Genomic DNA, 12,816 nt, shown 5'->3' with positions numbered 1-12,816 from the left:
TTAGTCTCTATTTATTCAAGAAAGCTATCGATCGAAGCTCTAACTAGCGCACATATTTCCTTGATAAGATTCGGTATAACTAAGCTTTTTCTAATCGGAATTTATAATGCAAAATCAATTTGAGCATGCTTTGCCAAACCCACAAGGCTATTTTGGAGAATACGGCGGAAGCTTTATTCCTCCGGAGCTACAACGGGTCATGGACGACATTACCAAGTCTTATCATGCGATCCGCCAAGATCCGAGTTTTATTGCGGAACTAAGCCGTCTTTACCAACACTATGTGGGTCGGCCTAGTCCCATTTTTCATGCGGAAAATTTGTCCAAGGCTTATGGTTGTGAGATTTATCTCAAACGCGAAGATCTAAATCACACCGGTGCTCACAAGATTAACCATTGCTTGGGTGAGGTGCTGCTGGCGAAAAAAATGGGCAAGAGTAAAGTGATCGCCGAAACTGGTGCTGGCCAACATGGGGTAGCACTGGCCACAGCTGCCGCGTTGCTTGGTCTTGAATGTGATATTCATATGGGGGAAGTGGATATTGCCAAAGAGCATCCTAACGTGGTGAGAATGCGAATTCTCGGCGCTAATGTGATTCCCGCCACTCATGGTCGAAAAACTCTTAAGGAGGCTGTAGACAGCGCATTTGAGGCTTATATGGCCGATCCTCATAGTCAATTGTACGCCATCGGCTCGGTGGTTGGGCCGCATCCTTTTCCAATGATGGTGAGAGACTTTCAATCGATTATTGGTATTGAGGCGCGTCAGCAGTTTCAAGAGATGACCGGTGAATTGCCTGATCACTTAGTCGCTTGTATTGGCGGTGGTTCCAATGCAATGGGTTTATTTAGTGCCTTTTTGGAGGATGAAACAGTGGCGATGCATGGTTGTGAGCCTGCGGGACGAAGTTTGGAGCAAGTGGGTGAACACGCTGCCACTTTAACCAAAGGGGAGCCGGGGACCATGCATGGATTCCATTCATATATGCTGAAGGATGAGCAAGGGGAACCGCAACAGGTGTATTCGGTCGCCAGTGGTTTAGATTATCCTTCGGTGGGACCTCAGCATGCCTATTTAAAAGATTTAGGTCGAGTTCAGTATGGGGTTGTGAGCGATCAAGAAGCGATTGATGCGTTTTTTGAACTATCGCGATTAGAAGGCATTATTCCAGCGATAGAATCGGCGCATGCGGTTGCACATGCGATTAAGCTTGCTAAACAGGGGCTTAATGGTCGTATCTTAATTAACTTATCGGGGCGTGGTGATAAAGACATCGACTTTGTCATTGAACAATATGGTAAACAATATGGGATTGCTGAACTGATTTGAAGCAAGTGAACTTATAGGCTACCAGCCCGTTGGTAGCCTATAAGTGATGGCTAGAATCGATAAGCGAGGTTTACCATCGGCCCTCGATAATTATATTTAAGTTGGATCTCATCCCACTCTGCTTCAACAATGTAGTAGTTATAGCCAAACTCTATATCCCAATTGGGATTGATCTGGTAACTAACGGAGGCATTCAGATCGGCTAAATAACCCTTCACTTGGTCAATTTTTAAATAAAAAAATTGACTATGAGCATTCAGTGTCCAATCGTCGGTTAATTGATAATGGGTCCATAAGCCGATATCTGGTAGCGGTGCGGTGGCCGATTCATCAACCACTTCACCATTGGTCGCGGTTGAATCACAAATAATACTCCCAGCATTATTGACACAAGCTGAGATATCGCCGCTAAAACCCATTTCAATAAACATCACATGCAAACCAAGTGAGCCACCAATTTCAGTTTTAGCATTTTGATAAAATGAATAGCCATAACCAGCACTCAGAATATCAATATCCATCCGGGTATTTAGATTTGCGCCAGCGATTACGCCAGAATCGGGATGATTCGGTAAGGTAAACCCAAAATTGGTTTTGCTCGATGCGCTTCGATGTAAACGACGCCAATCGGCGTAGACGTGGTGGCGTTGATTAAATTTGTAACCCAGCTCGAAAAAGGGTAACAACAGATGTTTTTCTAGCTGTAAACTATCTTCAAAATCTAAGGTAATATCTTGGTTATCGAAGCTTTTAGTTGTGACTGATGAGTCTGTTTGTGACCAAAACGCTCCAGTTTTGAAGATCCATTCTCCAGCACTGATAGGAAAACTGACTAAACTCACTAACCAAAGTTTACTTAGCCAACGCGCTATATTCATATACTTTCCTTAGTTGAGTGCTCTGTGATATCCGTAATCATGATTGCAAACCGAGCCATGTTCTATTCATTGTGGCTTATGATTTAGGATTAAGCGGCCCCTTTCGATCATAAAACATAATTTAATCATTAGTTGTTGGCTTGTTTTTTTATAGTTATTTGTAGTTTATTTAGGAGGCAGAGATGAAAACGGAATTTGTTCGGTGGTATCAGAGTTTGACGAAGTGGGCTTTACTATTTTTTTCGAGCGCTGTTTTTTGCTTGCATGCGGCTGATTCTGGCAGCGACCAAGCGCAGCTATTATTGGAAAAATATCAGCGTCAACAGCAGCGGATTGAAAAGATACAAGCCAATATAAATACGGTCTCTGCTATCGAGCAAGCGGCCATCGATTATCGTTTAGTTGAGCGTCATTTAAGTTCCTTTGAAACGATTAATCAGCTCACCCAATACTTAATTAAACAACAAGCTCTGGGTTTTACGGAACCTGCTATAAACCATCAAATTAAGCAAATTATCGTCGATAATTATCAAAGTTTAATTCAGAGGATCGAGCAACAGCAGCAGTTGTTCAATAAAGCCTACGCACAACAACCTTCGGATAATATTAAGTCTTTTCAGTTATATATTGATTACTTGAATCGATCTGATGTGATTTTTTCGGCCTTGGTTCAGCAAATTAATAATCTTCAAGCCCTTGGCTTTGAGGTAACGGATCAAAATCATCATCTGATCGATTTGCTTTATCTGCGGGCTGAATCATTTTCTGGGATGGTTGGCTTACTCGAAAATAAAACCAGGGAGCTTAGTCAATTTATTAAATTGACTCCCGATGATCAAGCACTAAAAGACCAATTAGCCGTGGTCAAAGAGCAATTATCGTTCGCAGGGTTAAGCTTCAAATTAACCGTTGAATTACTCACTCAGCTTGGTTTTAATACCGGATTTTATCAACAGACATTGCTTAAATTAGGTGGGCAAATCACCACCGATGTGTTGGATATCAACGTATTGAACGGTATTGCTAAACGTTGGGTCGTTCGACTTAGTGAGTATTTTGTTGAGCACGGCGGAGAGTGGATCTTCAAAATATTTTTGTTGTTACTCATTTATTTTGTATTTCGTGCTCTTGCTCGTTTAACCCGTAAGTTACTGATTAAAAGTTTAGATTCTTCCAAGCTACGGTTATCTTCGTTGATGAAAGAGATGATAGTGTCCTCGGTGACTCGGGTCGTGGTTATTGTTGGAATTTTATTTGCTTTGGCCCAAGTTGGTATATCACTGGCACCGGTTTTAGCGGGGTTAGGCGTCGCTGGTTTCATTATTGGGTTTGCCTTGCAAGATACCTTGAGTAATTTTGCTGCTGGGATGATGATTCTTATTTATCGTCCCTATGATGTGGGCGATATGGTGGAAGTGGGCGGTGGCGTCTTTGGCAAAGTGAAAAGTATGAATTTAGTTTCGACCACTATTTTAACCATCGATAACCAAACCTTAGTGATCCCAAATGGTAAAATTTGGGGGGATGTGATTAAAAATGTAACCGCACAAAAACTGCGTCGCGTTGATTTAGTTTTTGGGATTGGCTATAGCGATGATATCGATAAAACGGAAGCCGTGTTGAATGAATTATTAGCCAAGCACCCATTGGTGTTAGCCGAACCTGCTCCTATGGTTAAACTACATATTTTAAATGAATCTTCGGTAGATTTTATTGTGCGTCCTTGGGTAAAAACCGATGATTATTGGAACGTTTATTGGGATATTACTCGACAAGTGAAAATGCGCTTCGATCAAGATGGTATCTCGATCCCTTTCCCACAGCGCGATGTTCATGTTTATTCTACAGGCAATGGTGGTGAGGGACATTCGAATGGATAAGAGCCTCGTTTGCTTCTAAAGCGAGCTGTATTCGACGCTGGCACGACTGGAAAGTGACCCCATTGCATTGCCAGAGGGTTTTCTTTTTGGTGTTTCAAGTGGAAAATTGAGTCTAAATTCTAAACGAAGCGCTGGCTCTGGGCTCGGTATTACTGGAAAATTTGGCTAAAACCAGTAAAATGACGCTTCATTTTTGAACAGAGGTTGTAGCAATTTCGTGAGTCGTCAACGAGCCCTAGAAAAAATTGCAAAGTGCTTAGAGTTGGGTAACTCCTCTAATGTTCATGAGGCTGCTCAAGCGATCCGTATGGCGCATCGCTTAATGCTTAAACACGGCTTAGAGCAAGCCGATATTGATTTAATTCAAATGGGGAAAACCTCTACTCAAACCTTGTTACCCGCCAATGTAAACGAAAATATCTTACGCATTATTCGTGGTATTAACTCACGTTTTGGTGTGGAAGCGGTACTGGTTAATCATAAAGGTTTAAAAAGAGCTGAATTTGTTGGCATGGCCGAGCGTGCCGTATTTGCCGCCTTTGCATTTGATATTGTTTATCGAGAAATGAACCAACAGGTGGGTTCATTTCGAAATAGCTTTGCCGGTTCCGGTACGGATAATGTCACTGTGGCACGACGGGTGACTTCTTTTACTGCCGGTTGGTTGGAGGGGGCTTTAGAAAAACTCCCCGATCTAACAAGCGATGGACGCAATGAACATATGGATGACTACTTGGATGAGATGTTTGAGAAGTTAGACCGTGAAACCTTTAAGGCGAAAATTAAGGCCTCAATGGGTCAGCTTACCCCAGATTTTCAAACCGGGATCACCAAGGGACGCAAACTATCGGTGAATCGTCCTGTGGAAGGTACTCGAGCAAGTCCGCAGTTAAACCACAATTAATATTCATTGATACGCACACATTGGGTATTTTTGCTGTTTCGGATGTGATCCTGTATTGCTTTAGTGATTTAAATTGATCTTCGTTTGAATGCTCTGGTCATTATTTTTCGATGGTTAGCTCGGTGTATACACCGAGCTAACTAAGCGCTCATGTTTAGCGCTTAACCGACTTTTAATATCTTACTGGTATTGGTATGCCCGGTTTGGTCGAATACATCACCATGGGTCAAAATCACTAAATCACCTTTATTCAAATAGCCTTGTTGTTTCAATAAATTAATCGCGCTATGTGATACTTGGATGATATCGTGATTGGTTTCGTCGAAGTAAATCGGGTATACGCCTCGGTATAAGGCGCAACGACTCAAGGTTGCTTGGTGGCGAGATAAAGAAAAAATGGGTAAGCCACTACTGAGGCGTGACATTAATAAAGGCGTGCTGCCTGATTCGGTGAGTGCAATAATGGCGGTCATACCTTGCATGTGATTGGCCGCAAACATGGTACTCATCGCCACTGTTTCCGAAATACTCTCAAAGGTTTCATTGATTCGATATTTGGATACGTTAATGCTGCGTTGTTTTTCAGCACCTAGGCAAACCGAAGCCATGGCCTGGACGGTTTCTACAGGGTACTGGCCAGCGGCTGTTTCGCCGGATAACATCACCGCATCGGTACCGTCCAATACTGCGTTGGCTACATCCATGACCTCAGCGCGAGTTGGCATCGGCGCACTAATCATTGATTCCATCATCTGAGTTGCGGTAATCACCGCGCGATTGTATTTTCGAGTCAGACGAATAAGAGTCTTTTGCACTCCCACTAATTCGGCATCGCCAATTTCAACACCGAGATCGCCACGAGCCACCATCACTGCGTCGGAAGCGGTAATGATATCTATCATCGCTTCTTCGGTGGCAACTGTTTCTGCTCGTTCAACTTTTGCCACTAGTTTTGTTGCGAGTCCAGCTTGTTGAGTCAGACGTCTGGCATAGTGCATATCTTCACCGCTATTTGGGAAGGATACAGCTAAATAGTCGACATTGATTTTGGCTGCGGTGAGGATATCGGCTTTGTCTTTATCGGTTAAGGCTGCGGCAGATAAACCACCACCGAGTTTATTAATCCCTTTGTTGTTGGATAAAAATCCGCCAATGGTCACTTCGGTGGTGACTTTATTGCCTTCTACGGCGGTGACTCTCAATTGAATTCTACCGTCATCAAGTAACAGGGTATCGCCAGGGGCCACGTCTTTAGGCAAGTATTTATAATCGAGGCCAACTTGTTGTTGATCTCCCAAGCCTTTTGCTAAATCACTATCGAGTAAAAAGCTATCCCCAACTTGCAATTTAACCTTACCTTCTTTAAAGGTGGATACGCGTATTTTGGGACCTTGTAGGTCACCCAAAATAGCCACGTGTAGTTTATGTTTGGCTGCAAGTTCTCTGACCTTATTGGCGCGAGCGATATGGTCGTCGGCGCTGCCGTGAGAAAAGTTGAGTCGCACCATATTTGCGCCGCTGAGCAGCAGTTGTTCTAAAATGTCGTCTTTATCGGTGGCTGGGCCTAAAGTTGTCACAATTTTGGTGCGTCGTAGCATAGTTTTATCCTTAAAATGAAATATTCAATCAGAAGCTGTCGCTCCTTGGCGCCAATTGATTTATATCCAACAGCTAGGGAAAATAAATTCTAGAGACTCTAGATGAATATTTGACAACTTATCTGAAAAAATAATGCGCATCTTTAGCGCTAAAATTCCCATTTTGGGTTGCTCACTCAAATAGAAAAACTAAAGTTATTCTCTTTCCTTGCCAAATGGCTCTGTTGTTTGACCAATAGCATACCTTAGATGGCTAGAGGCGGTTCTTTTGTGAGCTACTTTTTCGAGAAAAAAGCATTTTTATCGTGGCGAGAGGTGTCTCGCTTAGAGTGCTAAGCAGATACCTCTAATCAACGGTAAAACGCTTCTAGTCAAATTGTTTAGGCAGTATTTGTGGTGCATTACTGCAGTGTATTGTTATGAGCTATACCGCTAGCGATATTTCACATGACTTGCCTAAATGAGTCACAAACAGCTGTAAAAGTCATCACCAAAGATTAACAGCCCCTAATTATATTAATCTGTTTAGTGATTAATTGTATGTAAATCAGCTTGTCTCTTGGTTTTTTTTTATCTCTCAAGTACATTGCCTGATGAGGATTACATTTGTTGTGGGGGATGAGATGAAACAAGCAATATTAGCGGAGATGAAGGTTCTACCTGAAATTGACCCGGGGTTTGAAGTAAAACGTCGCATAGACTTTATCAAACAGTGTTTACAACAGGCGAACTTAAAAACCTTAATCTTAGGTATTAGTGGTGGTGTTGATTCTACGACCACCGGACGGCTCGCTCAGTTGGCTGTAGAACAGCTTAATCAAGAGCACTCGACTCAAGACTATCGTTTCATTGCGATGCGCCTCCCTTATGGAGAGCAGAAAGATGAAGCAGATGCGCAATTAGCTTTAGATTTTATTAAACCCTCCTATATCGTGACCACAAATATTAAAGATGGCACCGAAGGGGCACACTCAAGCGCACTGTTAGGTTTGCAGAACGCGGGTTTAGCCTTACCGCAACAAGCTGGGATCGATTTTGCTAAGGGCAACGTAAAGGCGCGGATGCGAATGATTGCTCAGTATGAAATTGCGGGACTAACCGGTGCATTGGTGATTGGTACCGATCACTCGGCTGAGAATATTACCGGTTTTTACACTAAGCATGGGGATGGTGCCTGCGATTTAACGCCTATCTTTGGTTTAAATAAGCGTCAGGTTCGCCAAGTGGCGAGTTACTTGGGTGCGCCAGAGAAGTTGATTGGTAAAGCGCCAACAGCTGATTTAGAGGAAGATCGCCCGCAGCTGCCAGATGAAGTGGCGCTTGGTTTAACTTACGATCAAATTGATGACTTTTTAGAAGGTAAATTGGTTGATGCTGGGGTAGAAGAAAAATTAATAGGTATTTATTTACGGACCCAACATAAACGGCAAGCCATTCCGACTATTTATGATTGATTTATTTACCGGACCCACCCGGGTTCGGTGTTGTTTGATCGGTCTCTTATATTGTTCAGCAAACATGTTGCCTCATTGCAGCCTATTTTTTTGAGGAGCCGACATTGGGCAACACCATTATTTTTAGTCTCGATCTTTTTGGTACGGCGGTATTCGCCATTTCTGGGGTATTGATCGCTAGTCGGCGACGTATGGATCTATTTGGAGCCCTAGTACTTGCCTGCGTGACCGCGATTGGTGGGGGCACCATTCGTGATATGGCATTAGGAGCTAGCCCAGTTTTTTGGGTGGAAAATGGTTTATATTTGTGGGTGATCTTAGCGGCTAGTCTGGGGGCAATTGTTTTGCTCAATAATTTTCCTAGTCCTCCTCGTTGGTTATTACCAGTTGCCGATGCTATTGGTATGGCTGTATTTATGGCTATTGGTGCGAATAAGGCCTTACAAATGGGCGCTCCGGTGATTGTTTCGATCACTATGGGGGTGATTACGGCCTGTGGTGGGGGGATGATCCGTGATGTACTGGCCAACCAGGTTCCTTTAGTACTGCAGCGCGAGATCTATGCAACGGCTTGTATTGTCGGGGGTTGTGTGTGGGCGATTACAGAGAACTTAGGTTTTTCCACGACCATTGCAACTAGCAGTTGTATTATTAGTGCTTTAGTCATCCGTTTAGTTGCAATTCGTTATCATCTATCTTTACCTAAGCTTTCAAAAAATCGTTAGCTTAGTCTAAAGACTGCACTCCTTGTGAGAGATCTCTTACAAGGTTGTAAGTTAAAGGCAGTAAATCTTGCAGATAGATAATAACAATATCCATATACATCAATTGCTTATTTATTTTTGATGCTGTTTATGTAAAAAAAGATGAGTTTTTTTTGTTCTGGAGCTTTTTCTCAAGTATTAATGCCGTATAGTTAGTTCTGCACGGAGGCACTGACGTTTATCAGGATGAGAAACGTAGCAGGAGCTGAAAGGACAACTACAGGATGTAGTAAGGGACACCTCCTAGGAAGGAGACGTGCAACTGGTATGGACAACCGGTTATGCCAATGAAGGCTAAAGGACAGCTCAAAGGATTTGAGAAAAGGACAACTACAGGATGTAGTAAAACAGTCAAAAAGGATTGCAGGGAGCAATTACCCGTTCACGGATTTGAGCGATATGACTACTAGGGGCGACACGTAAGTGTCGCCCCGACTTTTTAGGCCAGCTTAATGCTGGTTTTTTTGTGACTACAATTTATGCTATGCCAATCTGATTCATTATATGACCAACTTATTGTGTCGTATAAATCTGCCGATAAATAGGCATGAAGTGCAGTAACTAGTGGCTCTAATTACCAGATAACGCTGTTAGCGGTGATTTAGGTTTATGTCGTCTACCAACAGCGTTTTTTTTATTCCTCTTCGCTTTTATCTTGAACAAACATTAGTAAGCCAAAATTAAGGTTTCTAGGCTTGACGATAAGCCCCGAGGTGCTGTGAGAGATCGACTACGCTTGAGCGCTGATATGGCTGCTCTATATTGCGTAAAAATTATTTAAATGCTTTAAATTCAAATAATTAATTAAATTCGATGATTCTTGATTGAATCAATTCAAAAATTATTTCACGGGCTCATCTAGGTTTTATTGAACCAAAGCGTAAAGTAGCTCATACAAGGACGGGCAGGGAAAGCAGCCAAAGCATGAAGCTAGCGGCATTATAGGAACGCTTAGGATGAGCGGCTTGTCAGGATCGATGAGCTAGGGATGTGAGCACAGGAGTGCGATTAGCCTTGGTGACACAAGAGCTTAAGGATGATTTTCAGGACACCTCCAGGATGGAGCGAGCAACCGCTTAGGATGAGCAGTTAGGCCACAGAAGGCTAAAGGATAGCGCTAGGGAAGGAGCAAGGGGAAACACTAAGGAATGGTGTGCTACAGTCAAAAGGATTGCAGGGAGCGATTAACGTTCATGGATTTGAGCGATATGACTAGCTTAAGGGCGATACTTCGGTATCGCCCTTAATTTTTTATTCGATTAAACATCATGAGATCGATGTTGTCTTTTTAATGCTGGGCTTGCCACCAACTTGCTTTTTTCATGAGGTAGGTCAATAGAATTAAACTGCAGAGGCCAGCCACCGTATGGGCGACAATGATTGCTAAGAAGATCACTTGACTGTTCGCAGCTAAGGCGCCTAGGTAAATGGCTGGCAACATAAAGACAAACAAACGAATGAGGTTAATCATCACTGCCATCATCGGTAGAGCCAAGGCGTTGAGTGTTTGTGCGAGTAATAAGGGAACCGCCATCATTCCGTAGCAAAAAGGCACCAGTTGTAGGTAATATTGGCTTAATCTGGCGACTTCGAGATCTTGATTGAAACTGCGACTGATCAGCGGTGCCAGGTAATACATGAGTATGGCTAACAGTAATTGCCAAATAACCGCTAAACGAATGGCTTGATGCACAATTTGCTGCGCTCGATTTAAGTTCCCTGCCCCGACATTTTGTCCCACGAGCATTGGGATCACTGAGTTTATCGCCATCACTCCGATAAATAGTAAGGCTTCTACTCGTGTGGCAAAGCCATAAGCGGCCACGGTTGCGGTTCCGGCGGTTGCCAATATAGCCATTGTAATGGTGGTGGCGATAGGGGTGAGCAATTGGGAAAATACAGCCGGTATTGCAATACTTAATAGTTTGTTCCAAGAGTTCATTAACTGCTGAAGGGAACAGGTTTCAAATTTGAGCAGTTGTAGTTTGTATTTGAGTAAGTAAATCGCCATGCAAAAAGTGAGTAGCCAAGCGATGGCGGTCGCTAATGCCGCACCTTTCACACCTAAAGTGGGTATCGGGCCCCAACCAAATATTAGAATTGGGTCTAAAAGACCATTCATTATCCCGGCGACTAGCATCATGAGGCTTGGCGTTTTGCTATCGCCACTGGCTCGGATTGCACTGTTGCCGACCATGGGGATAACTAATAGAGGGATCGAAAGGTACCAGATCTGCATATATTGTTCGATATAGGGCATAACTGGTAATTCCGCACCGAGGGATAAAAATAATCGTTCAATATTGAAATAGCCTAAAGCGGCTAGGGTAGTAATTAATAGTAAACTAAACAATAAACTATGGCTGGTTAATTGGGCCGCTTGTTGTTTTTTCTCGGCCCCTAATAGTCGTCCAACATGAGACGAAAGGGCGATGCCTAAGCCCATGGCGATGCTGGTAATTGCAAAGGTTATAGGGAAAGTAAAAGAGACTCCTGCCAGCGGATCTGTGCCCAACATAGCGACAAAAAATGTGTCGACTAAATTAAAAAAAATGATCGAAAAGATGCCCACTAAACTGGGGAGGGCTTTATGAATAATGAGAGGCGTGATGGGGGCATCAAGCAATTGTTGGCGTTGTTGTTCCATTCACATTGGATTGGGAAAACTTGTTATCAGTATACTTGGCAAATAAGCACAGTGAAAGTCGCAGGATAGCGCTTGAAACAACTGTGAGCTGCTTGTTTTTTAACCGCTTCGGTTGTTTTTAGGGTGGGAAAGCGGTAAATTGCGCCTTCCTAAATTGCGAGAGAAGTTATGTCTGAGTTTGACAGTATTCGCCCTTATCAAGATTCTGAAGTAGAACAAATACTTAAACGTCTTATCAATGATCCTGAATTGATTACTACACTGATTAAATTTCGCTTTGCCAAGGCGAAGGGCGTTTTTCTTTGGCTGACTTCTTTTATTTTGCGAAAGATACTTAAATTTAAGGTCAGGAATATTCGCTCGGTATATGATTTTCAAGTGATGGTTGAAACTTATATGGCGCATATGATCAAAACTACCACCAGTCAATTGAGCTCTAGCGGCTTGGATCATTTAGATTTAACTAAACCACATCTATTTATTTCTAATCATCGGGATATCGCACTGGATTCGGCATTTATTAATTACATCTTACATAATAATGGCCAAGATACCGTGCAAAATGCCATCGGTGATAATTTGTTAACCAAGCCTTGGGTTTCTGACCTGATGCGTTTAAATCGTAGTTTTATTGTTAAACGTTCGGCGACCACAAAACGTGAAAAATTAGAGAACTCAAAACAGCTATCCGCCTATATTCAGCACACCTTAAGTCATACTAGTGATCACATATGGATTGCGCAACGTGAAGGACGAGCCAAAGACGGTTTAGATGTGACTAATTCAGCATTAATTTCTATGTTGGCCTTAAATAAACCGAAACAACAAAGTTTTGCGGATTACATCAATCAGTTAAACATTGTGCCCGTTTCTATTTCCTATGAATTTGACCCCTGTGACGTGGCCAAGGCAAATGAACTGGTTTCACAAAATCAGCATGGCGAATATTTAAAACAAGAACATGAAGATATTTCGAGTATTTCTCGAGGGATTGTTGGTCAAAAAGGCCGGGTGCATGTGCATTTTTCCGAGACCTTGCAAGGGGAGTTTGAGTCGGCAAAACAAGTTGCTCAAGCCTTAGATAAGGCCATTATTGGTAACTATCAATTGATGCCGACTAACTGGCTTGCTCTGGGTGATGCTATACCTGAAGACGTTTCCGCGAATGAGTTGGCAGAAGCGAAGCGCTATTTTGAGGCGAAGTCTCGCGATATTAGTGCAGAGGTCCAAACTCAGTTGTATGCCATGTATGCAAATCCAGTCAAAGCTAGAATGCAACTATATGATTAATAATCAAATTTTTATAAAATAATACAATTGGCACTTTAGCTGCATACCCCCTTATAGGTATTATTTAAAAG

Annotated in this window: 9 protein-coding genes; 6 read left to right on the top strand and 3 right to left on the bottom strand. The window is 42.7% G+C overall.

The window, feature by feature from the left end; genetic code table 11:
* Positions 1-106 precede the first annotated feature (106 nt).
* The gene (gene trpB / locus ACRRS1_RS22560; RefSeq protein WP_432468690.1) at positions 107-1,330 is read left to right on the top strand and encodes a tryptophan synthase subunit beta; all 1,224 of its coding nucleotides are present in this window, start codon (positions 107-109) and stop codon (positions 1,328-1,330) included.
* A gap of 50 nt (positions 1,331-1,380) precedes the next feature.
* Here the strand turns inward: trpB and ACRRS1_RS22555 are convergent, their stop codons facing one another.
* Positions 1,381-2,208 carry a hypothetical protein gene (locus ACRRS1_RS22555; RefSeq protein WP_432468691.1) on the bottom strand — a complete coding sequence of 276 codons (828 nt, stop codon included), beginning with the start codon at positions 2,206-2,208 and terminating at the stop codon, positions 1,381-1,383.
* A 182-nt stretch (positions 2,209-2,390) separates the two neighbouring features.
* Between ACRRS1_RS22555 and ACRRS1_RS22550 the strand changes: the two genes are divergently transcribed.
* Both ACRRS1_RS22550 and ACRRS1_RS22545 read left to right on the top strand, forming a co-directional pair.
* Positions 2,391-4,088, top strand: coding sequence for a mechanosensitive ion channel family protein (locus tag ACRRS1_RS22550; RefSeq protein WP_432468693.1), 1,698 nt, complete (start codon positions 2,391-2,393; stop codon positions 4,086-4,088).
* Positions 4,089-4,305: 217 nt separating this feature from the next.
* Positions 4,306-4,992 (top strand): DUF2786 domain-containing protein, encoded by a 687-nt coding sequence (locus ACRRS1_RS22545; RefSeq protein ID WP_432455290.1) that lies wholly within the window; start codon positions 4,306-4,308, stop codon positions 4,990-4,992.
* Between the two features lie 161 nt (positions 4,993-5,153).
* Here the strand turns inward: ACRRS1_RS22545 and pyk are convergent, their stop codons facing one another.
* Entirely contained in the window at positions 5,154-6,590 is a 1,437-nt protein-coding gene (gene pyk / locus ACRRS1_RS22540; RefSeq protein WP_432460537.1) for a pyruvate kinase, read from the bottom strand.
* A 623-nt stretch (positions 6,591-7,213) separates the two neighbouring features.
* Here pyk and nadE point away from each other — a divergent pair.
* Both nadE and ACRRS1_RS22530 read left to right on the top strand, forming a co-directional pair.
* Positions 7,214-8,044 (top strand): ammonia-dependent NAD(+) synthetase, encoded by an 831-nt coding sequence (gene nadE, locus ACRRS1_RS22535; protein WP_432455292.1) that lies wholly within the window; start codon positions 7,214-7,216, stop codon positions 8,042-8,044.
* 104 nt (positions 8,045-8,148) lie between these two features.
* Entirely contained in the window at positions 8,149-8,769 is a 621-nt protein-coding gene (locus tag ACRRS1_RS22530; RefSeq protein ID WP_432460536.1) for a trimeric intracellular cation channel family protein, read from the top strand.
* Between the two features lie 1,327 nt (positions 8,770-10,096).
* Here ACRRS1_RS22530 and ACRRS1_RS22525 read toward each other — a convergent pair.
* Positions 10,097-11,455: an MATE family efflux transporter gene (locus ACRRS1_RS22525; RefSeq protein WP_432460535.1), complete on the bottom strand. Its 1,359-nt coding sequence runs from the start codon at positions 11,453-11,455 to the stop codon at positions 10,097-10,099.
* Positions 11,456-11,623: 168 nt separating this feature from the next.
* Between ACRRS1_RS22525 and ACRRS1_RS22520 the strand changes: the two genes are divergently transcribed.
* Entirely contained in the window at positions 11,624-12,745 is a 1,122-nt protein-coding gene (locus tag ACRRS1_RS22520; protein WP_432455295.1) for a 1-acyl-sn-glycerol-3-phosphate acyltransferase, read from the top strand.
* The last annotated feature ends 71 nt before the right edge of the window (positions 12,746-12,816 follow it).

It is taken from the genome of Agarivorans sp. Z349TD_8, assembly GCF_050870825.2.
Classification (GTDB): domain Bacteria; phylum Pseudomonadota; class Gammaproteobacteria; order Enterobacterales; family Celerinatantimonadaceae; genus Agarivorans.
This window is presented reverse-complemented; position numbering and strand designations above follow the sequence as displayed.

Bases quoted from the DNA above. Each gene is read 5' to 3' on its own strand.
- trpB (WP_432468690.1), top strand. From the start codon at position 107: ATGCAAAATCAATTTGAGCATGCTTTGCCAAACCCACAAGGCTATTTT.
- ACRRS1_RS22555 (WP_432468691.1), bottom strand. From the start codon at position 2,208: ATGAATATAGCGCGTTGGCTAAGTAAACTTTGGTTAGTGAGTTTAGTC.
- ACRRS1_RS22550 (WP_432468693.1), top strand. From the start codon at position 2,391: ATGAAAACGGAATTTGTTCGGTGGTATCAGAGTTTGACGAAGTGGGCT.
- pyk (WP_432460537.1), bottom strand. From the start codon at position 6,590: ATGCTACGACGCACCAAAATTGTGACAACTTTAGGCCCAGCCACCGAT.
- nadE (WP_432455292.1), top strand. From the start codon at position 7,214: ATGAAACAAGCAATATTAGCGGAGATGAAGGTTCTACCTGAAATTGAC.
- ACRRS1_RS22525 (WP_432460535.1), bottom strand. From the start codon at position 11,455: ATGGAACAACAACGCCAACAATTGCTTGATGCCCCCATCACGCCTCTC.
- ACRRS1_RS22520 (WP_432455295.1), top strand. From the start codon at position 11,624: ATGTCTGAGTTTGACAGTATTCGCCCTTATCAAGATTCTGAAGTAGAA.